The organism is Acinetobacter sp. Colony158 (assembly GCF_019264745.1).
GTDB lineage: Bacteria > Pseudomonadota > Gammaproteobacteria > Pseudomonadales > Moraxellaceae > Acinetobacter > Acinetobacter ursingii.
Map to the genome: position 1 here is coordinate 2,623,775 of NZ_CP078523.1, position 25,851 is coordinate 2,649,625.

Genomic DNA, 25,851 nt, shown 5'->3' on the forward strand with positions numbered 1-25,851 from the left:
TTTTTTGTAGCGAAGTATTAGAAGTTATATTCCATACCTACGCCAACAACAGTTTTCTTGTCATCATCAGATAACCAGTCACGTTTTTGTTGCGCCAATACGCCATAAAAACGAGCTTGTTTATTGAAGTTATAATCTACGCCTAAGCCATATTGAGAAATTTTACGATCTGAGCGATTGTCGACAGAGGTATTTGATTCAATATATTCACCTTTGATTTTCCAAGGTGTAGAAGCAATTGCATAAGCAGCGGTTAAACCCCATGCATCTTCTTCAAGACCTTTATACGACGTTACAGTTGTACCACTTGTGGTCGATACTGTGTCATCAGTAGGTTGAGCATTTTGCCATAAAGCACCGAATACTAAACCATCGACACCTGCTTTTGCCAAATCAATAGAACCTGTTACACGAACAGCGTCTGAATAGATACCAGAAAGACTGTAGGCATTATATTTACCAGCTAATCCAAAATTACCCGCAATACCAGCAGCCAATCCATAATCTTTATTTTCATAAGTTAAAGAAGTTGAGATCCCATCTCCAAAGCCATCACGCTTACCTTCTTTACCCAAGCTCGTATTATCAGTTTTGGTATCTTCGCCTTGTTGCGCCATGATATTGAACTGTAAGCCTGGAATAATCAGCTCTTTATCTGTTTCAAAGCCAATCGCGTTATTTGAACGCTCTTCACCATGAAGAACAGAAGTCATATCTAAGATCGTGTGATCGTTGAAGATATCCTGATTGTTACCCGCATTTGTTTTAAAATAAGTATCGTAACGACCAGCTTTTAAAGTCCCGATTTTATTGAATTTTAAACCTAAAAAGCGGTTACGCATACTTAAGTCAGTATCTGAACCTGAACCATCTGTAGAGATTGCCCATTCAGCCAAATATACAACAGATACTTTGTCTGTTAATTTTTCTTCACCTTTTACCCCGATACGTGAAGCATTTGAATTAAGTGCAGTGACATCATTTCCTGCAAAATCACTGTTATCAACTTGGTCTAAGGTAACATTAAGTTTACCGTACAAAGTTGGCGCTGCTTGCGCTGCGGTGATGCTAAGCGTTGATACTGCGGCAGCGATAAGCAATTTTTTCATTGAGATTTCTCCAAAACACAAGTTCAGTGGCATATGCCCAAATTCACTATTTTTTTAAAGTTTGCTTATGTACAAAAAATTACAGAAGCTCACCAACTTGCTAAGCAGTATCTTTAAACTTTGTTACAAATGGGTGAAAAATACGTGACAGTTTGATGACAGGTGATGGATTGAAATTTATTTTAATATTTGATTTTATTGTTTTTATATAAAAAAAGGAGCCTAAGCTCCATTTTTATAAACCTTAATTTTACTCAAAGTTCAGCTTTTATCTTTTCTGCAAGGGTTTTAATTTTTTCCTGATCACCCATTTGTGCGGCATGACGACCCAATTGATGAATAGAGCTAGGAATCAGATGAAAATGCACATGTGGAACGGTTTGACCCGCAGCTTCACCAGACAGTTGCATTAAAACAATACCTTTAGCATCCAGTGCTTTTTCAATGGCTTGAGCAACTTTTTGTACGACTTGAATGGTATAAGCCGCTGCTTCAGGGGGCAAATCAAGTAAAGTCACCGCAGGAGTTTTAGGGATGACCAAAGCATGACCATCCGCCTGAGGCATAATGTCCATAAATGCAAGTACCTGATCATCTTCATATAACTTGATTGCTGGAAGTTCACCGCGAATGATTCGGGCAAAAATATTCTGCTCATCGTAGGCCATATTATTATCCTTCAAACCTCTGAATACATTTTGATATTTGATTTCTTTCATAAGCCCTTTATTCCTTTTTTTGAAAAGAATAAAGAGGGCTAATCAGTGATCAAAGAAATTTATTATTTACAGTTTAGCTCTTTCTGACGCTGTTCAATCTGGTCAAGACGTTGTTGTTCTTTATCAGAAAATTTGGGTTTGGTGGTATGACAGTTTTCATTTCCATATTTAGCTTTAGCTTCTGGATCTTTAAAACAAAAACCTTTTGATGCATAGATGAGGTTAGAGTCATCCTGAAGTTTTTTGCATTCTTGATCGGATGTTGCAGCGTGCACTGAGACACCTGCAAGGGTCATCATTCCAGTAAAAAGTGCAACAGCGAACTTATTCATGAGGGTATCCTCTTTTCATCGGTGTAAATGTAACGACCTATGTCTAAATATAGGGGCTTTACAGGAAAAAGCAATGTTGAATCATTACTCTAGTGTAATTTTACTCCACGATTCATACATTTTTATGGCAGCTGAGAAGTCGCTATTTTCTTCAGCAGTAAGACTGGCAGCTTGAATTAGACTCTGTACTAAAGCAATTACTGGCGCTGGTAAGTTGGCATCACGAACCAGATCTAGTGCAATACCTGTATCTTTAGCGAGTAGTGGTAATCCAAAAGTCACAGGAAAACTACGATTCAAAATACGTTGCGGCAATACAGTTTCGGTCACACCACTTTTTCCGCTTGACGCGTTAATGCAGTCCATAGCTTCTGTCAGATTGACACCATGCGCTTTCAGTGTGGTAAAGCCCTCAGCAACAGACCATAGATTAACTGCGAGTAACATGTTGTTGACCGCTTTTACCGCAAAACCTGCGCCTGATGTGCCGACATGTTTAATCAGTTTTCCAAATGCCTGAATAGCGGGCAACGCACGTTCAAAAGCAGCCTGATCTCCACTCACCATGACGGTTAATGTTGCATTATCTGCACCAATGGTTTGGCCGCTGACAGGCGCATCTAAAAAATCAATATTTTTAGTTTTGAGTTGTGTTGCGAGTTTACGAGCTGAATCGGGTACACCGCTGGTACAGTCGACCCAAATGCTGCCTGATTTTAATTGAACACTATTGATCAAATGTTCGACATCAGCACTAGTCGGTAAACATGAAAAAATGATGTCTGCCTGTACCGCTTGCGCTAAATCAACAGCTTGGGTTCCGTATGCAGTTGCATGTTGTTTGGCTTTGTCCATATTTCGATTCCAGACATACACGGTATCGAAATGTTTGGGTAAATGCGATGCCATACGGTAACCCATCGCGCCAAGACCAATAAATGCAACTGATTGAACCATAATCTACTCTTTTGTTATCTGCGTTGAACGTTGTGTGAGCCAATCTTTAAATATGGGCCAGAACTCATCGGAACTGGCCTGACTGGACATGAGTCCTAAATGCCCACCGGGAATTAGAGTAAACGTGACATCACTACTATTTGTCAATTGGGTGAGGGGTTTTACAGCATCTGCTGTAACCAATTGATCACTACGACCTGCACCCACCAACAATGATGATCGAATATTTTTTAATTCAATAACTTGATCTTTAAGATGAATAATGCCTTTTTTAAGCGGATTTTGTAGCCAGACATTAAACAACATGTCCTGATTGATGCCACCTGGATAATCGATCATATTGTTTAGGAAATTACCGAGTGTGGCATGTTCCTGCACCAGTTTTTTATTTTCAAGATTTTTTAAAAGTTGTATATGACCATCAATCCAGCCTTTCGGATCAAGAATTTTAAAACCCAACGCATTTAAAATTCCTGGGGTGTGAATTAAGCGTTTGGGTAGTCCGTTATAAATTCGTTGCTGTAGTTTTTTATGTCGATCGATAGTTTTGTGTATAAATTGATAAAGTTTACCAATGCGGCCAGATGCATAACTATCAATCGGGCTACCCAAAACAATCAAATTTTTAACATAATTAGGCTGATTGAGCGCACTGTATAACAACACAAAAATACCCGCCATACTCCAACCATGCAGTGAAATTTGATCACTTTGAGAATGTTCACGAATCACTTGAATATATTCAGGCAGTGCTTTACTGACAAAAGATAAAAAATTGAGATGGCGATCTTGATAAGTTAAACGCCCCCAATCTACCAGATAGACATCAAAACCATGATTTTGAAAGTATTGAATCAGTGAGCGATAGGGATAAAGATCATAAATCGCCATGTTAATCGCCAAAGGTGCAACAAAAACTAAGGGTTCTTTATAAGATTTGTCGGCTGCTGCATAATAACGAACTCGCGTCTGCCCAAACTCTGCAATCACTTGATAGGGTGTTGTTTGTGATAAAACTAGAGATTCTTCATGAAAAAGACGTGCTGAAAGATGTTTGAGTTTGATTTGCTGATGATGGATAAGTGATTTGAATGATTCCATTCGTTGCATATTTCTCAGATCCAAAAAAGTTTGGATGAAGTCTAAGCGATAATTTGATCTTTTACCTTGACCTTAAATACCGTAGAAGCTCAAAATGTTGGCAGTTTTTCCACATGAGCGGTCTTTAGACTGAGAACAAAGCAATGCATAGCCAAAACGATGAATTAGAATACCAGTTAGATACTCTTGCAATCCGTACAGGGCATACCCGTAGTTTTGAAGGTGAACATGCTGAACCTATTTTTCTGACCTCGTCTTTCGTATATGAAAATGCAGCAGAAGCGGCTGCCAAGTTTTCTGGCGAAGTGGCGGGCAATATCTATTCTCGTTTTACCAACCCAACCGTGGCCATGTTTGAAAAACGTCTTGCTGCAATGGATGGAGCTGAACGTGCAGTTGCGACGAGTTCTGGTATGGGTGCCATTTTATCTGTTTGCATGGCTTTTTTAAAAGCAGGTGATCATGTCATTTGTTCTCGTGCCGTTTTTGGCTCAATCGTGGCATTATTTGAAAAATATATTGCAAAGTTTGGTGTTGATGTCACCTTTGTCGATTTAAATGATCTGGATGCATGGAAAAATGCAATGCGCCCAGAAACCAAAATTTTGTTTATCGAGTCGCCATCCAACCCTTTGGCTGAAATTGCTGATATTCCAGTGTTGGCCGACATTGCTCATGCGCAAAATGCAATGTTAGTGGTAGATAATAGTTTTTGTACGCCAGTTTTACAGCAACCTTTAAAATTGGGTGCAGATTTGGTGGTTTATTCAGCCACTAAATATCTGGATGGACAGGGTCGAGCTTTAGGTGGTGCTGTGACAGGCAACCATAAGTTACTCGAAGAAGTATTTGGTGTGGTGCGTACACTGGGTCCATCGATGAGTCCATTTAATGCTTGGGTGTTCTTAAAAGGTCTGGAAACTTTACGTTTAAGAATGAAAGCGCACTGTGAAAATGCGCAACAGCTTGCTGAATGGCTTAATCAGCACGACAAAGTTGAAAAAGTGTATTATGCGGGGTTGTCTGAACATATCGGTCATGAGCGTGCAGCCAAACAACAAAATGGCTTTGGTGGTATTGTCTCTTTCGTAGTAAAAGGCGGTCGTGAAGGCGCGTGGAAAGTCATCGATAATACTCAGTTCATCTCAATTACAGGTAATCTTGGCGATGTAAAATCAACAATTACCCATCCTGCCACGACGACTCATGGTAAATTGTCACCTGAGGCAAAACAGGCAGCAGGCATACAGGAAGGCTTAATTCGAGTTTCTGTAGGAATTGAAGATATTTCAGATATTATTCGCGATATTGAACGTGGTTTAGCTTTAATTTGAACTTATTAGTTTTAAATCTTTTGGAGAAAAATTTATGAACATTAATATGCTCATGCAGCAAGCACAACGCATGCAAAAAGATATGGAAGCCAATGCCAAAAAGGCAAAAGAAGAGTTGGCTAATACTGAGGTTAAAGCAGAAGCAGGCGGCGGTTTGGTCAAAGTAACCATGACAGGTCGCTTTGTGGTTAAACGTGTCGAAATCAGTCCTGATTTACTTCAAGACGAACCAGATATGATTGAAGACTTAATTGCTGCGGCAGTAAATGATGCCGTTCGTCAGGCAGAATTGGTTGCGGATGAAAAAATGAAAAGTGCAAACTCAGGCATGGGTTTACCTCCTGGCTTAGCAGGTATGTTCTAAGCCGATTTTATCAGAGGAATATCTGTGTTTAGTGATCGATTTGAACAACTTGTTCAAGCATTACGAGTTTTACCCAGCGTTGGGCCGAAATCGGCTCAACGTATGGCATTACATTTACTGATGAAAAATCGTGAAGGTGCTTTTGGTTTGGCACATGCTTTACATGAAGCCTCTTCGCATATTCATGAATGTAAAATATGTCATTCTCTGACTGAAAACGAAATTTGTGATATTTGTCTTTCCAATGATCGGGATCAGCAGCTTCTTTGTGTGGTTGAATCTCCAGCCGATGTCATGGCGATTGAGCAAAGTGGTAGTTTTCGTGGGAAATACCATGTATTGGGTGGGCATTTATCTCCACTTGATGGCATTGGTCCCGAAGAAATCGGCATTCCTTATCTGATCCAGCGTTTAAGCGAAGGGCAGATTGAAGAGGTGATTTTGGCGACCAATGCGACTGTAGAAGGTCAGGCAACTGCGCATTATCTGGTAGAAGCTACTAAGCACTTACCACTGAATATGACGCGTATTGCTCAAGGCGTACCGCAAGGTGGTGAACTCGAATATGTCGATAGCCATACTTTAAGTCAGGCCGTTCATAATCGTATGCGTATGAAATGAGGCATTCTTGTTTCATACTTTTAGCTTTTAAGTTGGAATTAAACCAGACTCTGGATTGATTCGTCATGTTGTAAAGCGATGCAAAACTGAAATTTATTTGAGAGTGAAAGGGCTTTAAAAGTTAATTAAAAAATATAATGATAATTTCGTTCAAAAAATAAAGCATTAATAACGTTTTGGCTAGAATATTCTCAAATTGTAGTGTTATATATACAGACGCAGTTAACTGCGCTAGTTGTTAAATCGAGAAAACATGTTTCATTTTATTCAGCAGCAAGATGATTTTGCTCACGTTCTTCAGCAAATGGATCAATATCCAGAGTATGCTTTGGACACCGAATTTATTAAAGTTGATACGCTTTGGCCAAAGTTGGGTGTATTCCAGATTAATGTGAATGAGCAAATCTATTTACTCGATGGTGCTGCTCTGGATTTAACGCCTTTTTGGAATAAACTCTATCTTGCCAAGCAAAATATTTTCCATGCTTGTGGTGAGGATATTGATCTAATTTATCACTATGCACAGCAGGATACTTTAAACAATGTGTTTGATACACAGGTTGCTTTGTCCTTTTTAGGACATGGTTTGCAAGTCAGCTATCAAAATGCCCTGAAATTAATTTTAGATATTGAAATTGACAAAGATCAGACACGTTCAGACTGGCTGGCTCGACCTTTAACGACTGAGCAACTGAATTATGCAGCCAATGATGTCATTTATTTGTTGCAGCTTTCAAATCAATTGAAACAACAACTACGACAACAAAATAAATATGATTTTGTACTCGAAGATTGTCAGAGTCTAACCAAAGAAATTGCCAGAGAAACGCCTGTTCATCTGCTTTATACTGATATTGGAAATTATCGTCACTCACGTAAGCAATTGATGCAATTACAGCAGCTTATTGTCTGGCGTGAACAACTGATTAAAGCCTTGAATCAGCCGCGTAGTTTTATTTTAAAAAATTCAAGCATGATTGATTTGGTAGAGAAAAATCCAAAAAATAATTTCCAATTATCCCATATTAAAGATATTCGCCCAAATATTATTCGGGAACATGGCAAAACGATTCTGGATTTGCTTAAATTTCTGCCACCAGAAAATGAATGGCCATTACGTTTGGCACGACCAATCAAGCAATGCTCAGAAAATGTCAGCATGAAAATGCAACAATTGATTCAAAATGTGGTGGATACGACCGAAATTCCCAAAGAAGTTCTACTGCGTAAAAAGTGGATGAATGCACTGTATCAACACGTTGTTTTTCATGGGGATGAGCAAGATTTACCAGAATATTTACTCGGCTGGCGTTATGAACGATTAACCCAGCCCCTGATCCAGATTCTGCGTGAAGATGAAGACTTTTTAATGAACCAAATGCAGGTGGCGCGATAAGTCTTGAGAGCCAAATGATCTTTCAGGACGACTGTTGGGTTACGATTCGCTAATGTCGCCACCGAATTTTTGATGTATGCTTTTTCGCAAGTGATGAGAGTTAAGTAAAATATGCACTGTGATATTTATAGATCGAGCAAAAAAGATGAAATGTACATTTATATTGCTCGTCCAGACTATCCAAATGATGATGTCGAAGGAAAAGATCCTTTAGAAAATGTTCCTGAAACGATTCGTCAGGCTTTTGGTCGACCAACATTTGTCATGCATCTTGAACTTTCCCAGTCACGAAAACTGGCGCGTGTCAACGTGTTACATGTGATGGATTCACTACAAACCACTGGCTTTTTTATTCAAATGCCACCAGAAGGATTTATCAATCCAACCGATGAACCAGAGGGGTTAAGAGGTGCTTGATCAACTCAGTGCAATATGGAACGGCCTGTTGTCCTCACTTGATTCAGTTCCAGAAGATAGTATTGCTGTGACAGTCTATGTCGTGGGAACCATTATTGTCTTATGGTGTTGGTATGGTGTGGCAAAACGACTTCCTCATCTCTTGGGTGGAATTAGTTGGATCGTTCTTTTTGCAATTTTAGCGACACCGACTGTTTCTGATGGTGCAAATGCAGAAATCGCACCTGCTATTTTTGGGGTGTTATTTGGTGTTTTAACCAAAGAGCAAACACTGATATGGGCGAATGTATCGCTTATTCTTTTGGTCATTGGGGTGGGGTTAATTGTGGGCTATTTGTGGTCGAAATATCGCATGAACAAAGTGGCTTCTGATGAAAGTCGCGCGTCCATTTAAGTAAAAAAATAAAGGTTATAAGATGGCTGTTGATTCACAACATTTCTCGGGTACAGATCAGTACATCGCAACGGATAGCTTAAAACTTGCTGTTAAAGCTGCACGTGCGCTACAAAAACCATTATTGGTCAAAGGTGAGCCGGGTACAGGTAAAACACTACTTGCAGAACAAGTCGCTGAAAGTTTGGGTTTAAAACTGATTACATGGCACATTAAGTCCACGACCAAAGCGCAACAGGGTTTATATGAATACGATGCTGTATCGCGTTTACGTGATAGCCAGTTAGGTGATGATCGGGTTTATGATATTAAAAACTATATTAAACCTGGGAAATTGTGGGAAGCGTTTACCAGCGAAGAGCGCTGTGTTTTATTGATTGATGAAATTGATAAAGCAGATATCGAGTTTCCAAATGACTTGTTACATGAACTGGATAAAATGTCGTTTTATGTTTATGAAACAGGGGAAACGATTACCGCTATTCAGCGCCCGATTGTGATCATTACTTCTAATAATGAAAAAGAATTGCCAGATGCATTTTTGCGTCGTTGTTTCTTTCATTATATTGAGTTTCCTGATGAAGCGACCATGCGTGAAATTATTGCGGTACATTTTCCAAAAATTTCAACGACACTGGTGAGTGAAGCATTACAAATTTTCTTTAAATTACGTCAGGTACCAAATTTAAAAAAACCGCCATCGACATCTGAATTGATTGATTGGTTAAGTTTGCTGATGGCCGATGATATGCCAGAAGATGTGCTGCGTAATCATGATAAATCTAAAGCCATTCCGCCGCTGTATGGTGCATTGATTAAAAACGAACAAGATGTGCAACTGTTAGAACGACTCGCATTTATGTCACGTCGTTAAGGGTGGTCGCTTATGTTTGTGCGGCTGTTTTATACCCTCAGAAAATATGGCGTTCCTGTTACGACGCGTGAACTCATTGATTTAAATCAGGCTGTCGCTGAAGGACTGGTCTTTGCAGATCAGAATGAATTTTATCAACTTGCTAAAACCATTTTGGTCAAAGATGAGCGTTTCTTTGATAAATTCGATCGTGCGATTAAGGATTATTTTGACGGGATAGAAACCTTCGATCTGGATGAATTACTGAAGCAAGTCCAAAAGATCCCCAAAGAATGGCTGGATTTGGAGCTACTGGAGAAACATTTAACTCCTGAACAAAGAGCTGCGCTACAAAAAGCAGGTTCTTTGGAAGAACTGATGAAAATGCTAGAAGAACGTTTACGTGAACAGCATAAAAAACATCAGGGTGGCAATCGAATGATCGGTACAGGTGGTACATCGCCTTTTGGTGCGTTTGGGGATCATCCTGAAGGCGTGCGGATTGGTGGGCCTGGTCGAAAACGCTCAGCAGTTAAAGTCTGGGAACAACGGAAATATCAAAATCTTGACGATGAACAGATTTTGGGAACACGTCAGATGCAACTGGCTTTACGCCGTTTACGCAAATTTGCACGTCAAGGTGCAGCGGAAGAACTTGATGTTGATGGTACAATCCGTGAAACTGCAAAGCAGGGCATATTGGATGTACAATTAGTTCCTGAAAGACGTAACCGTGTTAAAGTGCTGATGCTTTTCGATGTTGGCGGCTCGATGGACTCTTATATCGCACAATGTGAAAAACTTTTTAGTGCTGCCAAAACTGAATTTAAAACACTGGAATACTTCTATTTTCATAACTGCCTGTACGATTATGTTTGGAAAGATAATCATCGTCGACAAGCAAGCCGTTTGGAAACATGGGATCTATTTCATAAATATGGACGCGATTACCGTGTGATTGTGGTCGGTGACGCGAGTATGGCACCTTATGAACTACGTTCGGCAGGTGGTTCAGTTGAATACATGAATGATGAAGCAGGCGAGGTTTGGTTGCGTCGTTTACGACAGCATTTTGATAAGACTGCATGGCTAAATCCAGAAGAAGAAAATTATTGGCATTACACGCAGACTATCAGCTTAATTAAGCAAATCTTTGACGATCATATGTACCCGATGACTTTAAAAGGTGTTGAAGATCTAACACGTTATTTATCGCGTTAAAACTCACTGGGTTGGTAGTGCACATTAAAATGGATTAGTGCAATATTATTGTGTGAACTTTAGGCTGATACTTAATTTTTAGTGGTTCAAACAAAAATGCCTGATGAATTTGATTGGGCATTTCATCGTTTAGAATCAGAAGATATCGATTAGAATCAGAAGATATCGATGCAACTTATCAGTCTCTGCAAACTCTGTGATCAGCTATGAATAGCTTTCTGTGCTTTACAATGCATTACTGAATACTTTCAAAGCAGGCTTTAATTTTAGAATATTGCTTGAGCAGTTGTTATTATTATGCTTTTCAAGTTTAGATAAAATCAGATTTATTTAGAAATTAATGAACAATAAAAAAAGAGCATGCGAAGGCATGCTCTTTTTTCTTACAAAAATTACTCAGATACGATAGTAACGAGAACTTCTGCAACAACATCATGATGCAATTGGATTGCGATGTTGAATTCACCAGTGTGACGAAGCGCACCATTCGGTAAACGAACTTCTGCACGGTCTACAGTAAGACCAGCATTAGTTAATGCGTCAGCGATGTCACGAGTACCGATAGAACCAAATAGTTTACCTTCATCACCCGCTTTCGCAGTAATGACGATATTCACTTCGTTCAATTGATCAGCACGTGATTGAGCAGCAGCTAATACTTCAGCTTCTTGCTTCTCAAGTTCAGCGCGACGAGCTTCAAAAGCAGCAGTGTTTGCTTCAGTAGCAGCAACAGCTTTACCCTGAGGGATCAAGTAGTTACGGCCAAAACCAGCTTTAACTGATACTTTGTCACCAAGTTTACCTAGGTTCTTAATGCGTTGTAATAAGATAACGTCCACAGCTCACCTCACTTATGGTTGTCAGTGTACGGAATCAAAGCCAAGTAACGAGCTTGTTTAATCGCAAGCGCTAATTGACGTTGATAACGAGCTTTAGTACCAGTGATACGGCTAGGAACAATCTTGCCGTTTTCAGTGATGTACTGTTTTAAAGTGTCGATATCTTTGTAGTCGATGTACACAACATTCTCAGCTGTAAAGCGGCAGAACTTGCGACGACGGTAAAAACGTGCCATTGATGTTCTCCTTAAGCTTCTTCAGCAGATTCGTGTGATTGCTGTGCTTCTTCACGTTGAGCTTTACGCGCACGTTTTTCTTCAGCACTTTTAGCAAGTAACGATTCTTCAGTGATTGCGTGTTCACGACGAATGATGATGTTACGAATGATTGCGTCGTTATAACGGAACAATTCTTCTAATTCATCAAGAGTCGTTTGACCACATTCAACATTCATAAGAATGTAGTGTGCTTTGTGAATTTTGTTAATTGGGTAAGCCAATTGACGACGGCCCCAATCTTCTAAACGGTGAATTTGACCATCAGCTTCTTTGATCTGAGAGATATAGCGTTCAACCATACCTACTACTTGATCGCTTTGGTCTGGATGTACCAAAAGTACGATTTCGTAATGACGCATTGTCAGCTCCTTACGGTTTGGACAGCCCCTAACATAAAAATTAGAAGCAAGGAGTCATAACTGGAATAATGAATTCAAGTTAAGCCGCATAAATTGCGAAGGGTGAATTATAGAGAAAAGTGCAAATAAAAACAAATGGTTTTCAGTGCAAATCAGGATAAATAGAAATATTCCTCTCTATTAAAAGAGAGGAAGATGTGGTGCAGGTGAATGGTAAGTAAAGCTAAAACTTACACTGAGTAAGGTAATTAAGATTACCGAATACAGGAAAAAGCGTTTTGCCCAAATCTGATCATTTTCAGCTTTAAAACCAATGAGTGATAAATAAAGCCAATATGCGGTTAATGCATTAAACGTGATGAGAAAAAAGACATTGGTATAACCAAAACAGTAAAGCCCATTGAGAACCGCAGCAAAAAGTACAATGTAAATGACACATTCAACTTTGGTTCTAAAAATAGAGCGTGCTACTGGTAAAATTGGGATACCTGCATTTTTGTAGTCATCAAAGCGGTAAATCGCAATTGCCCAAGAGTGGGGCATCTGCCAAAGACCATAAGCTAAGAAGATCAGTAAAGCCGCGACATCAAATTCATTGGTGACGGCAACATAACCAATGACAGGAGGGCTCGCTCCAGAAATACTACCAATCACGGTTTGATGAATCGTGGTACGTTTAGACCAGAGGCTATAAAAGCCCACATAGACAACAAAACCAATTACAGCAAATAAGAATGAATAAGGATTCACTCCAAACCATAAAATGCTAAAACCAATTACTCCAAGCACACTGGCATAGACAAGTGCAACGGATGGAGAAATCGTTTTTCTAACTAAGGCACGATTTTGAGTTCGTTGCATTTTGTGGTCAATGTCTTGATCAATTACATTATTGATGACACAACCTGAGGCTACAACAAGCGTTGTACCTAAGAGGGTGAGGATGAGTAAGAGGAAATCTACATGTCCTTGGGCGGCTAAGAAAAAGCCGCCCAAGGTGGTAATGAAATTACCAAACAGAATTCCTGGTTTAGTCAGGAATAAATATTTTTTCAACATGACAAACAGTTTAGAGCATCATATTGAAGTGTAGATAGTTCATGATCCATACAGAACCGATCAAAAGAACGGCAATACATAGAATAGTATAAATGAATGCAATCAAATTCCAGCGTTGTTCAGAAGATGTATTCATGTGTAAGAAAAACACAAGTTGTACAAGTACCTGAGCAACTGCTGTAATTCCGATAACGGTCATTAATAGACCGCGGGAAAATCCACCTGCCATCACCATCCCAAATGGGATGATGGTGAGCAGAACAGATAAAATAAACCCTACAGTGTACTGTTTTACGTTACCGTGAGATGCACCAGCAGCATTATGATCGTGACTACTCATTAGAGAACTCCCATCAAGTAAACGACGCTGAATACACAGATCCATACGATGTCAAGGAAGTGCCAGAATAAACTTAGGCAAGCAAGACGACGTGTATTTGGTAATGTCAGACCTTTGGTTTTGATCTGATACATTAATACAATCATCCAGACCAAACCAGAAGTCACGTGAATACCGTGCGTACCAACCAGTGTAAAGAATGCTGATAGGAAAGCACTTGTACTTGGACCATGTCCTTCGTGAACTAAATGATGAAATTCATAAAGTTCCATACCAATGAACGATGCACCAAAGATAAAGGTGATAAGTAACCACATAATTACTTGGTTAACGTTCTTTTTGTACGAAGCCAGAACTGCAAAACCGAAAGTGACAGATGAGATCAAGAGAGCAAAGGTTTCAGTTAAAACAAAACCTAAAGACTCACCAAATAGCTCATGTGCACTTGGTGTACCTGGTGGAACATGGCTGCTCAAAACAGCGAACGCGATGAAGAGTGTACCGAATAAAATCAAGTCACTCATCAAGTATGTCCAGAAACCAAAGACCGTTAAGTCGGTATCATCATGTTCATGATGACCGTCATGGCCATGGTTGTCGTGATGAAGTACTTCAGCCATATCCTTAGTCCTTCTTCAAGTGTTTTTCAAGTAATGCATAGCGTTCATTTTCAATGCGCTCAACTTCAGCAGCTGGTACATAGTAATCCACTTCTTTAGTGAATGAACTACGAATAAAGCTGATAATAGCCGCAATGAAACTTACTGCAACGAGCCACCAAATGTGCCAGATCAATGCGAAGCCCATCAATGTAATAAACATTGCAATGATGAAACCAGCTGCACGATCAGTTGGCATATGAATGTCTTCATATTTGGCAGGACGTGCATACGCAACACCATTTTCTTTGTCAGTCCAGAAACGGTCTACACCATTTGCTTCAGGAACTTGTGCAAAGTTATAAAATGGAGCAGGAGATGAAGTCGACCATTCAAGAGTACGACTGTCCCATGGATCGCCTGTGTAATCCATGTTTTGATGACGTTGTAGGAAACCTACAATAATTTGCATCAAGAAACACGCAATACCAATCGCAACCAACACAGCACCAAATAATGCAATCGCTAGGTATGGATCCCATTCAGGGTTGTCATAGGTATTCAAACGACGTGTCATACCCATGAAACCAAGGATATAAAGCGGCATGAATGCAAAATAGAAACCAAAGAACCAGAACCAGAATGCAGCTTTGCCCCAAGCTTCATTTAACTTCCAGCCAAACATTTTTGGCCAATAGAAAATGATACCAGCGAACATACCAAATACCACACCACCAATAATCACGTTGTGGAAGTGAGCGATCAGGAACAGTGAGTTGTGTACAAGGAAGTCCGCAGGTGGAACCGCCATTAATACACCAGTCAAACCCCCGATACCAAAGGTCACAAGGAAGCCAAGTGTCCAGAGCATTGGTGTGTCGAAAGAAATGCGTCCTTTATACATGGTAAATAACCAAGAGAAAATTTTAACCCCTGTAGGGATTGCAATAATCATGGTCATAATACCGAAGAATGCATTGACGTTTGCACCCGCACCCATGGTGAAGAAGTGGTGTAACCATACAACGAATGCCAATACAGTAATGGCGATTGTTGCATATACCATTGATTTATAACCGAACAATGCTTTGCGTGAGAATGTCGCAACAATCTCTGAATACAAACCAAATGCTGGCAATACCAAGATATATACTTCTGGATGACCCCAAGTCCAAATCAAGTTCACATATAGCATTGGGCTACCGCCAAGCTCATTGGTGAAGAAATGGAAACCGAAATAACGGTCAAGGGTAAGCATGGCAAGTGTTGCTGTAAGTACAGGGAATGATGCAATGATCAGAACAGCTGTACACAATGATGTCCAAGTAAAAATTGGCATGTCCATCAGTTTCATGCCAGGTGCACGCATTTTGATGATGGTCACAAAGAAGTTAACACCAGATAAAAGCGTACCGAGACCAGAAACCTGAAGTGCCCAAATATAGTAGTCAACACCAACACCAGGAGAATACTGAATGCCAGAAAGAGGAGGATAAGCCATCCAACCTGTCGCAGCAAATTCACCCAGTACAAGCGAAGCCATCATTAGACCAGCAGCACCAGCAAACAACCAGAAACTTAAAGAATTAAGTAATGGGAATGCAACATCACGCGCACCAATTTGTAGAGGTACAGAAATGTTCATCATACCTACAACAAGACCCATCGCTACGAAGAAGATCATGATCACGCCATGCGCAGTAAAGATCTGGTCGTAGTGGTCTGGATGTAGATAACCTTCACCGCCACCTTTAGCAAGGAACAGTTGAAGACGCATCATGATCGCATCAGCAAAGCCACGCAATAACATGACCACAGACACAAGGATATACATGATACCAATTTTCTTATGGTCTACAGATGTAAACCATTCTTTCCAGAGATATCCCCATTTTTTGAAATAGGTGATACCGCCTAGAACAGCAATTGCACCAATAGCCATTAAGACCATTGTCACTAGTACAATTGGCTCTTTAGGGATAGAGTCCCATCCGAGTTTACCTAATAACAACATGGCTTATTCCTCTACAGAAGCAGTTGCATGTGCATTAGCATCATGAGCTTGCGAACCATGTTCAGCATTTGCTGAATGGTCTGTACCGTGATAGTTGCTCATATATCTGTTAATGACAGTTTCAAACAAGTTTGGTTCAACTGAAGAATAGTAAGTCACTGGGTGTGGCTTATTTGGGAACGGCTTCATTGCTTCAGCTTTTTCTAAGGCTTCTGTATCACCAGCAGCTTCGGCACGATGCACCAGTGCTTCAATCTGATGTTTAGAACGATCCCCATCTTTCAGTGTCGCAAGTTCAGCTTGATCAAGCGTCGCTTTCTGAATTGCTTCAGCATTAATGCTTGTACCTTTACCAGCTTTAACAGCTTCTACCCATTGAGCAAATTGAGTTTCAGTTACACTATGAGCTTTAAAGCGCATTTGTGAGAAACCATAGCCTGAGTAGTTAGACGAGAAACCACGATATTCGCCAGTTTCATTCGCTAATAAATGGAGATGAGTTTGCATACCCGCCATTGCATAAATTTGGCCACCTAACGCAGGAATGAAGAAAGAGTTCATTGTAAAGTTAGATGTAATTTTAAAGCTTAATGGTGTTTTCTCTGGGAAACGTACTTCATTTACTGTCGCAATATTTTGTTCAGGATAAATAAAGATCCATTTAAACTGTTCAGCAATAACTTGAATGGTTAAAGGGGCTTTATCTGAATCTAGCGGACGGTAAGGGTCGTACTTGTGGGAACCCCACCAAGTTAACCAAGCTAAAATACCAATAATAATGACAGGAATACCCCAGACTACAATTTCAATTGCAGTTGAGTGTGCCCATGTAGGTTTATAGTCTGCATCTTTATTTGACGCGCGATATTTCCAACCAAACCATAACGCCATAATGATTGAAGGAATTACAACCAATAGCATTAAGTAGATCGCAGTCATCATCAGGTTACTTTGACCTTCAGCAACTGGACCTTTAGAGTTTAGAAGTACTAAATCACCACCACACCCTGTTAAAAGTGCGGAAACCGCCGATAAAGACAATACAGCTAAAATCGTTTGTCTCATTTTACAACCTCGGTGAAGAGTCCCATTCCCTAAGTAAATTGGGGATAGCGATAAAAGTGTCGCATGATGGAGAAGAATGAATCCTGTTACAGAACATATTTCTCAATCATGTGACACAGCTATGTTGTAGGGCATTATGCCTGATATCGTGAAACTAAGCTACTTGAAAGTGACGTTAAATATTTGTTATGACACCTGATTTATCTGCTTGTTTTATCTTTTAAATGCTGGCTTAAAAGTCAATTTTTTTCATGGATTTATCATAAAAAAGGAGTGAATGATCACTCCTTTAATTATTTTTTAATATTGATAACTTTGGTTTTTGCCAGTCTATCATGCAAACTGTTGTTTCCTTTGGAAAAAAATAAAACAATATCTGCAATAAAAACAATGACCAAAAGCGGTAAAAGGCTTATCAACTGTGAAATGATAATAAATAGAAATGAGCGTACAAAAAAACCGCGAAATTGCCCAGGAAGCTGATTGGTCGTTGCATCAACAATTTGCAAATGGAATAATTTTTTACCAATAGATTGACCAGAACGAGCAATAAAATAATTTTGTAAAAATAACAAGCCAAGTGTGTAGATGAGTAATGCGACTGGAACCCATGTTGGCATGTTGTCGCGCATGGCTTCAGCAATTTTAATTTGCTGTTCAACATCAAAACTAGTGGTTTGTTGGAGTAGATCATGCGGTAAAAAGAGCATTGTCACAATAATTTGCGGCAAAATCAGCAAAGCTAAATCGATAAGCTTGGCCGAAATACGCTTGCTCATAGGAGCAGCCGTTACTTTAGCTGTCTGATTGACTTTAATGTCACGGATGACATCATTTTGACTATGGACTGGGGCATCAAAAGTGGAATTTGTTGTCGAGTTTACAGGTTGGTAGACAAGTTTACCTTGAGTGAGTTCACCTAAGGCTCTCCATTCCGTCATACCTTCATGCCATGCTAAGTCAGTCAATAGCACTTGTTGGCTAGCGAGCATCTGGTTCAGTTGTTCTAATGTATAAGGACCAGCCTGTTGGTTATTTCTTGCCAAGTAAATTTGCATAAGTTTTAAATCTCAACAGCTTAAAGATGAAAAAGACCCCGCGCGAGGGTCTTTTTGATAAGATTAAGTTAGGCTTGCTTGTCTTTATCTTCCGCTAGGAAGAACCAAGTTTCAAGTACCGAGTCAGGATTGAGTGAAACAGTTTCAATGCCTTGCTCCATCAGCCATTTAGCAAGATCTGGATGATCAGATGGACCTTGACCACAAATACCTACATATTTTCCAGCTTTACGACAAGCATGAATGGCCATTGAAAGCAGGGCTTTAACGGCTGGATCACGTTCATCAAATAGATGAGAAACAATACCAGAGTCGCGGTCTAAACCGAGCGTTAATTGAGTTAAGTCGTTAGAACCAATTGAGAAACCATCAAAATGTTCAAGGAATTGTTCAGCCAATAATGCATTGGTTGGTAATTCACACATCATGATGATTTTTAAACCATTCTCACCACGCTTCAAGCCATTTTGAGCTAAAAGTTCAATGACGCGTTTTGCTTCAGAAACTGTACGCACAAATGGAATCATGATTTGAATATTGGTCAAACCCATTTCATCACGTGCTTTTTTCAAGGCACGGCATTCAAGTTCAAAGCAATCGCGGAAGTTGTCAGATACATAACGGCTTGCACCACGGAAACCCAACATTGGGTTTTCTTCTTCTGGTTCGTAGAGTTTACCGCCAATGAGGTTAGCATATTCATTGGACTTAAAATCGGACATACGAACAATGACTGGTTTTTCAGCAAAGGCAGCCGCAAGTGTTGCAATACCTTCAACCAGTTTTTCTACATAGAATTCAACTGGAGAAGAATAACCTGCCGTACGTGCCATGACTGCTGCACGTGTTTCACGTGGCAAGCTTTCAATATTCAGTAAGGCTTTAGGATGCACGCCGATCATACGGTTAATAATGAACTCAAGACGAGCCAGACCAATACCACCGTTTGGAATTTGAGCAAAGTCAAATGCACGATCAGGGTTACCGACGTTCATCATAATTTTGAACGGAAGTTTTGGCATAGATTCAATCGAGTTGCGTTGAATTTCAAAATCCAGCGCGCCTTCATAAATAAAGCCTGTATCACCTTCAGCACATGAAACAGTAACTTCCTGACCATCGGTTAGGACTTCTGTGGCATTGCCTGTACCCACAATCGCAGGAACACCCAGTTCACGTGCAATAATAGCAGCATGACAAGTACGACCACCGCGGTTAGTCACGATAGCAGCGGCACGTTTCATTACTGGTTCCCAGTCTGGATCAGTCATGTCTGAAACTAGCACGTCGCCTGGTTGAACTTTGTCCATTTCTTTAATCGATGAAACAACGCGTACTTTACCAGAACCAATACGTTGACCGATTGAGCGACCTTCACACAACACAGTGCCACGTTGTTTAAGTAGGTAACGTTCCATCGTGCCTACGTTTTGACGGCTTTTTACAGTTTCAGGACGCGCCTGAACAATATAAATTTGACCATCATCGCCATCTTTTGCCCATTCGATGTCCATTGGCGCACCGTAATGTTCTTCAATGATCATGGCTTGTTTAGCAAGCTCTTGAAGTTCATGGTCATTTAAAGCAAATTGTTGGCGATCCTGTTTTTCAACATCCACCACCACCACTGATTTACCCGCTGAACCTTCTTCACCATAAATCATTTTCTGATGTTTAGAGCCGAGGTTGCGACGTAATACAGAGTGTCTACCATTTTTAAGCAGCGGTTTTGATAAATAAAATTCGTCAGGGTTAACAGCACCTTGAACGACCATTTCACCCAAACCATAAGATGCTGTAATAAATACGACATCTCGGAAACCAGATTCGGTATCCAATGTAAACATTACACCCGCAGCACCTGTTTCTGAACGTACCATGCGTTGTATGCCAGCAGACAAAGCTACGATGTCATGAGCAAAGCCTTGATGCACACGGTATGCAATTGCACGGTCGTTATACAAAGATGCAAATACTTCTTTGATGGCAATCAAAATATTATCGATGCCACGAATATTCAGAAAAGTTTCTTGCTGACCAGCAAAAGAAGCGTCTGGTAAATCTTCAGCGGTCGCAGATGAACGAACGGCAACCGCGATATCAGGGTTGCCGTTTGAAAGTGCATTAAAAGCGTCACGAACTTCTTTTTCTAATGCTGGAATGAGAGGAGTATCTACAATCCATTGACGAATTTTTGCGCCAGTTTCGGCAAGAGCGTTGACATCGTCAACATTCAATTGATCGAGTTCTGCTTGAATTTTTGCGTTTAGACCGCTTTGTTCAAGGAACTCACGATAAGCAGCAGCAGTTGTGGCAAAGCCACCCGGTACAGACACACCAGCATTGGATAAATGGCTGATCATTTCACCTAGAGATGAGTTTTTCCCACCCACGAGTTCGACGTCGTGTTTCCCTAATTTTTCCAGACCGATTACGCGCGCTTCCAAAGTTTTCACTCCACTTTTCCAGTATTAATTACTATCTTGGCATGAAGAAAAGATATTAATGTGCTTAGGATTTTGATTTACTCTAAGCGACAGTCATGTAAGATCAGCTTACTATAAAGATTATATAGCACTAAGACAAATGTTTGAGGAGATTTTTCATGTCAGATAGTAAACAAATTAAGCGGAGTGTGTTTTTTATTTCAGATGGAACCGCGATTACGGCTGAAACCCTCGGACATTCTTTATTAGCGCAATTTCCCAACGTGGATTTTGATATTCATATTATTCCGTATATCACCTCAGAAGAAGCGGCAATGAATGTGGTTGCTGAAATTAATAGTTGCCAGTCTAAAGACCAGACTTTGCCATTGGTGTTCGATACGTTGGTCGATCCGAATGTGCGTGAAATCATTAACACTGCCAAAGCGGTGAATCTCGATGTGTTTGAGGGTTTAATTAGCAAGTTAGAACAAGAGCTTGGCACACCGCCAACAACTTTGGTCGGACAGACTCATGCCGTGACGGATTCTGAATATTATAAAGCTCGTATTGATGCAGTTCATTTTGCTTTGGACAATGATGATGGTGCTCGTACACGTCACTATGATAAAGCCGATATTATCTTGATTGGGGTATCCCGTTCGGGTAAAACACCAACGTCGATTTATCTGTCATTACAATTTGGAATTCGTGTTGCAAATTATCCACTGACCGAAGAAGATCTAGATGACAATCGCTTACCAAAAGTATTGAAAGAACATAAAAATAAGTTATTTGGTTTGATGATTGATGCGGAACGTTTGGTCGCAATTCGTAATGAACGTAAAGCCAATAGTCGCTATGCCAGTTTTAGCCAATGTCAGATGGAGTTGCGTGCCATTGAAGGAATTTATATTTCAGAAGGAATTCCATATTTAAATGTCACGGAAATGTCGATTGAAGAAATTTCAACACGTATTTTACAAAAGACAGGCTTGAAACGCCGTATTGGTTAAAAAGTTTACAAACAGTAGATCTAAATCCTTCAGTATTTCTGATCTGTGGTTGTAAGGAGAAGGGAAATCAATGAAAAATCATTAATTTCCCTTTTTTAGTTAAACAATTTTAGCTGTTTTTGATATCCATCAATAAACTAAAGTTTTCGAGTCGCTTTTCAGTGTCATAAATATCACAAGTGAAAATGAACTCATCAACATCTACATGTTCTAACAAGTCTTGCAGACCAGCTTTCACCGTTTCAGGTGAACCAATTTGACCCAATGCATAAAAGTTATTGACGGATATGCGCTCGGCAGGTGTCCAGATATGATCCATAGACTCCACAGGTGGTTTGAGTTTTAAACTTTGTCCACGCATTAAACCTAGTACACGTTGATAAGCACTGGTGGCTAAATGTTGTGCTTCGGCATCTGTTTTAGCTACTACAGTTGGAACGCCCATGGAAACATACGGTCGTTCTAGATATTCAGATGGTTGAAAGTTTTCTCGATACAACTGGACAGCCTGTGACAGCATACGCGGTGCAAAATGTGATGCAAACGAATAGGGAAGACCTAAACGAGCTGCGAGTTGTGCACTAAATAAACTGGAGCCCAACAACCAGACGGGAACATGTGTTCCGTGTCCTGGGGTTGCTACGATTTTTTGATTGGGTTCAGGATCTTTGAAGTATTGCAAAATTTCGAGAACATCTTGAGGAAATTGATCTTCAGTTTCCTGACGACCACGACGTAAGGCTCGCATGGTCAATTGATCTGTGCCTGGTGCGCGACCTAAACCTAATTCAATACGATTGGGATAAAGCGTTGCTAATGTACCAAACTGTTCTGCAACCACCAATGGCGCATGATTAGGTAACATCACTCCACCAGAGCCTAAACGTATCGACTGTGTATTTGCAGCAATATAACCCAGTAATACAGCGGTCGCTGAACTGGCAATACCATCCATATTATGGTGTTCGGCCAGCCATAAACGTTCATATCCTAGTTTTTCTGCATGCTGAGCCAACTCCAAAGCATGATGCAACGAAAATTGAACTGTTTTATCATTACGGATAGGCGCAAGCTCAAGAATTGAAAACCGTGTTTCTTTTAAAGAAGGCATAAAAAATTCTCAGAACTATATATCGTTATTTTACGATTTATCTAAAACCATGTATATCGTTTTTTTTCGATTTATGCAGTGATTTGTAACTTAACAATAATGACCAAAAAAAGCACCCAGAAGGGTGCTCGACTATTTGAATCATACAACGTATTAACGGTGACGATAGTGACGGTGATGTCTGTTCCAACTACGTGAGTTGTTATAGCGTTTTTCTTCAGCTCTATCTTTAGAAATTTTATTTCCTAAAGCTGATCCACCTGCGGCACCTAGGGCTGAACCAATATATCCACCCGTTGTGCCACCCATATTTTACCAACGGTATAGCCACCCACACCACCTCAACCACCACCAATTGCAGATGAAGTACGATTACGTTTATTGCTTGCAACGGCAGCACCACCCGCACCACCAATTGCAGAACCAATCATGGCACCAGTATTACCGCCCATTTGATTGCCTAAGGCTGTACCAACCACACTCCCTAATGCTGAAGTTGCCGCAACACGTGTGGTATTGTCTGCATGTGCATTGATTGCAAACATTGAAGAAACTGCCAATACACCACTTAATAATAAGTTATTTGCCTTCATCTCAAATCTCCGTGTCCCAACAGCAGGACTTTATCTATTTCGTTGCAGCAAATGTAACAAAACGATTCACTTTAATTGTGGAGATTATTGTTGTTATTTTTACAATGTAGCTGCGTTTTGTATGCTTTCTATTAAAAGTGTCTATTAAAACGGCGAAAACGATTGATTTATTGCCTAATGTGAAGAAAAAGTGAAAATTCACCACACCGAAATATTCTTAAGAGCAAGCAAATATAAGCTGATCTATGTTCTTTAACAGTCATAATCGGTAAACTATGCGCACTTTTAGCTTTGACCTGATCGCAAGCACTTCATCATTCAAGCGTTGCGCTGATCGATTATTTTTATTTTGAGATACTTCCACTTATGAAAGAATCATTACGTTTACGACTGGATCAACTCTGTGATCGTTATGAAGAGTTAACGGCATTATTGGCAGATGGGGAAGTCATTTCTGATAATAAACGTTTCCGTAAATTATCCCGTGAGCATAGTGATCTTTCTGAAATGGTCGAAGTGTGGGGTAAGTATCGTCAGGCTGAGCAAGATATTGTGACTGCTGAAGACATGCTCAATGATCCTGATTTTAAGGATATGGCGCAAGAGGAGATCAAGGAAAATCGCGCCTTGATTGAGCAACTCGAAGCTGATCTGAATATTTTGATGATTCCCAAAGATCCAAATGATGCCAATTCTGCTTATTTGGAAGTTCGTGCGGGAACTGGCGGTGATGAGGCTGCAATTTTCTCAGGTGATTTATTTCGTATGTACAGTAAATACGCTGAGTCTCAAGGTTGGCGTATTGAAGTATTGTCTGAAAATGAAGGCGAACATGGCGGTTATAAGGAAGTCATCTGCCGCGTCGATGGCGATGGTGTTTATGGTCGTCTAAAGTTTGAAAGTGGCGCACATCGCGTACAGCGTGTTCCTGCAACTGAGTCACAGGGGCGTGTACATACTTCTGCTTGTACGGTTGCGATTTTGCCTGAAGTCGATGTGGATACGACGGTTGAAATTAATCCTGCCGATTTGCGGATTGATACTTATCGTGCCTCGGGTGCAGGTGGTCAGCACATTAACAAAACCGATTCTGCGGTGCGTATTACTCATATTCCAACAGGCGTGGTGGTGGAATGTCAGGAAGAACGTTCTCAGCATAAAAATAAAGCCAAAGCGATGGCATTACTGGTTTCACGTCTGGAAAATGCGAAACGTGCTGCACAGGAAACGGCGACTTCTGAAATGCGTCGTGATCTCGTCGGATCGGGCGACCGCTCAGAACGTATTCGTACTTATAACTATCCACAAGGTCGAATGACAGATCATCGTATTAATTTAACTTTATATAAGTTAGACGCGATTATGGAAGGTGATTTGACGGAACTTTTGGATAGTTTACATCGTGAATATCAGGCGGATCAGTTAGCCATGTTAGCGCAAGAGAATGGCGGCTAATGAACATTGGGCAAGCTTTAAATCTGCGCGGCGAAGCTGATAGTTATGAACGTCAGGAAGCCACGTGGTTACTTGAACATGTCCTCAATCTGAATTCACTTGAATTAAAAATGCGTCAAATGCAAGTTTTGACGCATGAGCAAGAACACACCTTTTTAGATGGTCTTATGCGACTCTCTAAAGGGGAGCCACTGGCTTATATTACGGGTTCGCAACCGTTTTGGAGTCTGGATCTAAAGGTTACACCAGATACATTAGTTCCGCGCCCAGATACTGAAATTTTAATTGAAACGGTTTTATCGTTAAATTTACCTTTTCAAACTTCGATGGTGGATTTAGGCACAGGGACAGGTGCAATAGCGTTATCCCTAGCCAAAGAGCGTCCTGACTGGAAAGTTTTAGCAACCGATATTTACTTTCCAACGCTTGAAGTCGCTCAGGAGAATGCTCATCGACATGCGTTGAATCAAGTTCAATTTATTTGTAGTGCATGGTTTGAAGCCATTCCTGCGCAAAAGTTTGATTTAATTGTGTCTAATCCGCCTTATATCGATGCACAGGATGAACACATGCTGAATCTGGGAACAGAACCTCGCCGCGCATTGGTTGCAGAGCATCAAGGTCTTGCGGATCTGGAACTGATTATTGATCAAGCACCGAACTGGATGAATATTGATGCATGGTTAGTGCTTGAACATGGTTATGATCAAGGGGACATGGTTCGTCAATTGCTTCAAAAACGGGGCTTTACTCAAGTTCAAACCCGAAAAGATTACGGTGGAAATGATCGTATTAGTCTAGGAAGACATCTGCCAAGATAA

Annotated in this window: 27 protein-coding genes and 1 pseudogene; 11 read left to right on the plus strand and 17 right to left on the minus strand. The window is 40.3% G+C overall.

Annotation, left to right across the window (positions count from 1 at the left end):
* Positions 1-17: 17 nt before the first annotated feature.
* The 5 genes from JR005_RS10635 to JR005_RS10655 form a co-directional block, all read right to left on the minus strand.
* The gene (locus JR005_RS10635) at positions 18-1,109 is read right to left on the minus strand and encodes a porin (protein ID WP_004988223.1); all 1,092 of its coding nucleotides are present in this window, start codon (positions 1,107-1,109) and stop codon (positions 18-20) included.
* A gap of 254 nt (positions 1,110-1,363) precedes the next feature.
* On the minus strand, positions 1,364-1,777 hold the full coding sequence (locus JR005_RS10640) for an HIT family protein (protein ID WP_004988221.1): 414 nt from the start codon (positions 1,775-1,777) through the stop codon (positions 1,364-1,366).
* A gap of 113 nt (positions 1,778-1,890) precedes the next feature.
* Complete coding sequence (locus JR005_RS10645; RefSeq protein ID WP_004988220.1) at positions 1,891-2,160, minus strand: YARHG domain-containing protein; 270 nt, start codon at positions 2,158-2,160, stop codon at positions 1,891-1,893.
* Between the two features lie 84 nt (positions 2,161-2,244).
* Positions 2,245-3,117 (minus strand): NAD(P)-dependent oxidoreductase, encoded by an 873-nt coding sequence (locus JR005_RS10650; RefSeq protein WP_218665010.1) that lies wholly within the window; start codon positions 3,115-3,117, stop codon positions 2,245-2,247.
* 3 nt (positions 3,118-3,120) lie between these two features.
* Complete coding sequence (locus JR005_RS10655; protein ID WP_151675557.1) at positions 3,121-4,218, minus strand: alpha/beta fold hydrolase; 1,098 nt, start codon at positions 4,216-4,218, stop codon at positions 3,121-3,123.
* Positions 4,219-4,361: 143 nt separating this feature from the next.
* Here JR005_RS10655 and JR005_RS10660 point away from each other — a divergent pair, with 143 nt between their 5' ends.
* From JR005_RS10660 to JR005_RS10695, 8 genes are all read left to right on the plus strand, one after another.
* A complete protein-coding gene (locus JR005_RS10660) occupies positions 4,362-5,552 on the plus strand; it encodes an O-succinylhomoserine sulfhydrylase (RefSeq protein ID WP_218665011.1) in 1,191 nt (396 codons plus the stop codon).
* 34 nt (positions 5,553-5,586) lie between these two features.
* Positions 5,587-5,916 (plus strand): YbaB/EbfC family nucleoid-associated protein, encoded by a 330-nt coding sequence (locus tag JR005_RS10665; RefSeq protein WP_004988215.1) that lies wholly within the window; start codon positions 5,587-5,589, stop codon positions 5,914-5,916.
* A gap of 24 nt (positions 5,917-5,940) precedes the next feature.
* Positions 5,941-6,537, plus strand: coding sequence for a recombination mediator RecR (recR, locus tag JR005_RS10670; RefSeq protein ID WP_004988213.1), 597 nt, complete (start codon positions 5,941-5,943; stop codon positions 6,535-6,537).
* A gap of 253 nt (positions 6,538-6,790) precedes the next feature.
* On the plus strand, positions 6,791-7,933 hold the full coding sequence (locus JR005_RS10675; protein ID WP_218665012.1) for a ribonuclease D: 1,143 nt from the start codon (positions 6,791-6,793) through the stop codon (positions 7,931-7,933).
* A 111-nt stretch (positions 7,934-8,044) separates the two neighbouring features.
* On the plus strand, positions 8,045-8,350 hold the full coding sequence (locus tag JR005_RS10680) for a YcgL domain-containing protein (protein WP_004988209.1): 306 nt from the start codon (positions 8,045-8,047) through the stop codon (positions 8,348-8,350).
* On the plus strand, positions 8,343-8,744 hold the full coding sequence (locus tag JR005_RS10685; RefSeq protein ID WP_004988206.1) for a hypothetical protein: 402 nt from the start codon (positions 8,343-8,345) through the stop codon (positions 8,742-8,744). Before JR005_RS10680 ends, JR005_RS10685 begins: the two co-directional genes overlap by 8 nt.
* 22 nt (positions 8,745-8,766) lie before the next feature.
* Positions 8,767-9,618 carry an AAA family ATPase gene (locus JR005_RS10690; RefSeq protein WP_004988203.1) on the plus strand — a complete coding sequence of 284 codons (852 nt, stop codon included), beginning with the start codon at positions 8,767-8,769 and terminating at the stop codon, positions 9,616-9,618.
* A 12-nt stretch (positions 9,619-9,630) separates the two neighbouring features.
* Positions 9,631-10,818 (plus strand): vWA domain-containing protein, encoded by a 1,188-nt coding sequence (locus tag JR005_RS10695; protein WP_004998273.1) that lies wholly within the window; start codon positions 9,631-9,633, stop codon positions 10,816-10,818.
* A 392-nt stretch (positions 10,819-11,210) separates the two neighbouring features.
* On the opposite strand, the gene rplI is transcribed toward JR005_RS10695, so the two are convergent.
* The 10 genes from rplI to ppsA all read right to left on the minus strand — a co-directional run bounded on the left by rplI (position 11,211) and on the right by ppsA (position 20,885).
* Entirely contained in the window at positions 11,211-11,657 is a 447-nt protein-coding gene (gene rplI, locus JR005_RS10700) for a 50S ribosomal protein L9 (RefSeq protein WP_004988199.1), read from the minus strand.
* Positions 11,658-11,665: 8 nt separating this feature from the next.
* Positions 11,666-11,893, minus strand: a complete 228-nt coding sequence (rpsR, locus tag JR005_RS10705) for a 30S ribosomal protein S18 (protein ID WP_004988197.1) — start codon at positions 11,891-11,893, stop codon at positions 11,666-11,668.
* An 11-nt stretch (positions 11,894-11,904) separates the two neighbouring features.
* Positions 11,905-12,294, minus strand: coding sequence for a 30S ribosomal protein S6 (gene rpsF, locus JR005_RS10710; protein WP_004988194.1), 390 nt, complete (start codon positions 12,292-12,294; stop codon positions 11,905-11,907).
* 180 nt (positions 12,295-12,474) lie between these two features.
* A complete protein-coding gene (gene cyoE, locus JR005_RS10715) occupies positions 12,475-13,353 on the minus strand; it encodes a heme o synthase (protein WP_218665013.1) in 879 nt (292 codons plus the stop codon).
* A 10-nt stretch (positions 13,354-13,363) separates the two neighbouring features.
* Positions 13,364-13,693 (minus strand): cytochrome o ubiquinol oxidase subunit IV, encoded by a 330-nt coding sequence (gene cyoD, locus JR005_RS10720; protein WP_004988185.1) that lies wholly within the window; start codon positions 13,691-13,693, stop codon positions 13,364-13,366.
* A complete protein-coding gene (gene cyoC, locus JR005_RS10725; protein WP_004988184.1) occupies positions 13,693-14,313 on the minus strand; it encodes a cytochrome o ubiquinol oxidase subunit III in 621 nt (206 codons plus the stop codon). The genes cyoD and cyoC overlap by 1 nt, the downstream gene beginning before the upstream one ends.
* Positions 14,314-14,317: 4 nt before the next feature.
* Entirely contained in the window at positions 14,318-16,306 is a 1,989-nt protein-coding gene (cyoB, locus tag JR005_RS10730) for a cytochrome o ubiquinol oxidase subunit I (protein ID WP_004988183.1), read from the minus strand.
* 3 nt (positions 16,307-16,309) lie between these two features.
* The gene (gene cyoA / locus JR005_RS10735; RefSeq protein WP_004988182.1) at positions 16,310-17,371 is read right to left on the minus strand and encodes a ubiquinol oxidase subunit II; all 1,062 of its coding nucleotides are present in this window, start codon (positions 17,369-17,371) and stop codon (positions 16,310-16,312) included.
* A 293-nt stretch (positions 17,372-17,664) separates the two neighbouring features.
* The gene (locus tag JR005_RS10740) at positions 17,665-18,429 is read right to left on the minus strand and encodes an RDD family protein (protein WP_218665014.1); all 765 of its coding nucleotides are present in this window, start codon (positions 18,427-18,429) and stop codon (positions 17,665-17,667) included.
* A 68-nt stretch (positions 18,430-18,497) separates the two neighbouring features.
* Positions 18,498-20,885 (minus strand): phosphoenolpyruvate synthase, encoded by a 2,388-nt coding sequence (gene ppsA, locus JR005_RS10745; protein ID WP_218665015.1) that lies wholly within the window; start codon positions 20,883-20,885, stop codon positions 18,498-18,500.
* Positions 20,886-21,034: 149 nt separating this feature from the next.
* On the opposite strand from ppsA, the gene JR005_RS10750 reads away from it, so the two are divergent.
* Complete coding sequence (locus tag JR005_RS10750; protein ID WP_004988177.1) at positions 21,035-21,871, plus strand: pyruvate, water dikinase regulatory protein; 837 nt, start codon at positions 21,035-21,037, stop codon at positions 21,869-21,871.
* A gap of 109 nt (positions 21,872-21,980) precedes the next feature.
* Here the strand turns inward: JR005_RS10750 and JR005_RS10755 are convergent, their stop codons facing one another.
* Positions 21,981-22,982 carry an LLM class flavin-dependent oxidoreductase gene (locus JR005_RS10755; RefSeq protein WP_218665016.1) on the minus strand — a complete coding sequence of 334 codons (1,002 nt, stop codon included), beginning with the start codon at positions 22,980-22,982 and terminating at the stop codon, positions 21,981-21,983.
* A gap of 153 nt (positions 22,983-23,135) precedes the next feature.
* A pseudogene (locus JR005_RS10760) lies at positions 23,136-23,575 on the minus strand (glycine zipper domain-containing protein).
* Between the two features lie 366 nt (positions 23,576-23,941).
* Between JR005_RS10760 and prfA the strand changes: the two are divergent.
* On the plus strand, positions 23,942-25,030 hold the full coding sequence (gene prfA, locus JR005_RS10765) for a peptide chain release factor 1 (protein ID WP_125269745.1): 1,089 nt from the start codon (positions 23,942-23,944) through the stop codon (positions 25,028-25,030).
* On the plus strand, positions 25,030-25,851 hold the full coding sequence (prmC, locus tag JR005_RS10770; protein WP_218665017.1) for a peptide chain release factor N(5)-glutamine methyltransferase: 822 nt from the start codon (positions 25,030-25,032) through the stop codon (positions 25,849-25,851). The genes prfA and prmC overlap by 1 nt, the downstream gene beginning before the upstream one ends.

Bases quoted from the DNA above. Each gene is read 5' to 3' on its own strand.
- JR005_RS10635 (WP_004988223.1), bottom strand. From the start codon at position 1,109: ATGAAAAAATTGCTTATCGCTGCCGCAGTATCAACGCTTAGCATCACC.
- JR005_RS10640 (WP_004988221.1), bottom strand. From the start codon at position 1,777: ATGGCCTACGATGAGCAGAATATTTTTGCCCGAATCATTCGCGGTGAA.
- JR005_RS10645 (WP_004988220.1), bottom strand. From the start codon at position 2,160: ATGAATAAGTTCGCTGTTGCACTTTTTACTGGAATGATGACCCTTGCA.
- JR005_RS10650 (WP_218665010.1), bottom strand. From the start codon at position 3,117: ATGGTTCAATCAGTTGCATTTATTGGTCTTGGCGCGATGGGTTACCGT.
- JR005_RS10655 (WP_151675557.1), bottom strand. From the start codon at position 4,218: ATGGAATCATTCAAATCACTTATCCATCATCAGCAAATCAAACTCAAA.
- JR005_RS10660 (WP_218665011.1), top strand. From the start codon at position 4,362: ATGCATAGCCAAAACGATGAATTAGAATACCAGTTAGATACTCTTGCA.
- JR005_RS10665 (WP_004988215.1), top strand. From the start codon at position 5,587: ATGAACATTAATATGCTCATGCAGCAAGCACAACGCATGCAAAAAGAT.
- JR005_RS10675 (WP_218665012.1), top strand. From the start codon at position 6,791: ATGTTTCATTTTATTCAGCAGCAAGATGATTTTGCTCACGTTCTTCAG.
- JR005_RS10680 (WP_004988209.1), top strand. From the start codon at position 8,045: ATGCACTGTGATATTTATAGATCGAGCAAAAAAGATGAAATGTACATT.
- JR005_RS10690 (WP_004988203.1), top strand. From the start codon at position 8,767: ATGGCTGTTGATTCACAACATTTCTCGGGTACAGATCAGTACATCGCA.
- JR005_RS10695 (WP_004998273.1), top strand. From the start codon at position 9,631: ATGTTTGTGCGGCTGTTTTATACCCTCAGAAAATATGGCGTTCCTGTT.
- rpsR (WP_004988197.1), bottom strand. From the start codon at position 11,893: ATGGCACGTTTTTACCGTCGTCGCAAGTTCTGCCGCTTTACAGCTGAG.
- rpsF (WP_004988194.1), bottom strand. From the start codon at position 12,294: ATGCGTCATTACGAAATCGTACTTTTGGTACATCCAGACCAAAGCGAT.
- cyoE (WP_218665013.1), bottom strand. From the start codon at position 13,353: ATGTTGAAAAAATATTTATTCCTGACTAAACCAGGAATTCTGTTTGGT.
- cyoD (WP_004988185.1), bottom strand. From the start codon at position 13,693: ATGAGTAGTCACGATCATAATGCTGCTGGTGCATCTCACGGTAACGTA.
- cyoC (WP_004988184.1), bottom strand. From the start codon at position 14,313: ATGGCTGAAGTACTTCATCACGACAACCATGGCCATGACGGTCATCAT.
- cyoB (WP_004988183.1), bottom strand. From the start codon at position 16,306: ATGTTGTTATTAGGTAAACTCGGATGGGACTCTATCCCTAAAGAGCCA.
- cyoA (WP_004988182.1), bottom strand. From the start codon at position 17,371: ATGAGACAAACGATTTTAGCTGTATTGTCTTTATCGGCGGTTTCCGCA.
- JR005_RS10740 (WP_218665014.1), bottom strand. From the start codon at position 18,429: ATGCAAATTTACTTGGCAAGAAATAACCAACAGGCTGGTCCTTATACA.
- JR005_RS10750 (WP_004988177.1), top strand. From the start codon at position 21,035: ATGTCAGATAGTAAACAAATTAAGCGGAGTGTGTTTTTTATTTCAGAT.
- JR005_RS10755 (WP_218665016.1), bottom strand. From the start codon at position 22,982: ATGCCTTCTTTAAAAGAAACACGGTTTTCAATTCTTGAGCTTGCGCCT.
- prfA (WP_125269745.1), top strand. From the start codon at position 23,942: ATGAAAGAATCATTACGTTTACGACTGGATCAACTCTGTGATCGTTAT.
- prmC (WP_218665017.1), top strand. From the start codon at position 25,030: ATGAACATTGGGCAAGCTTTAAATCTGCGCGGCGAAGCTGATAGTTAT.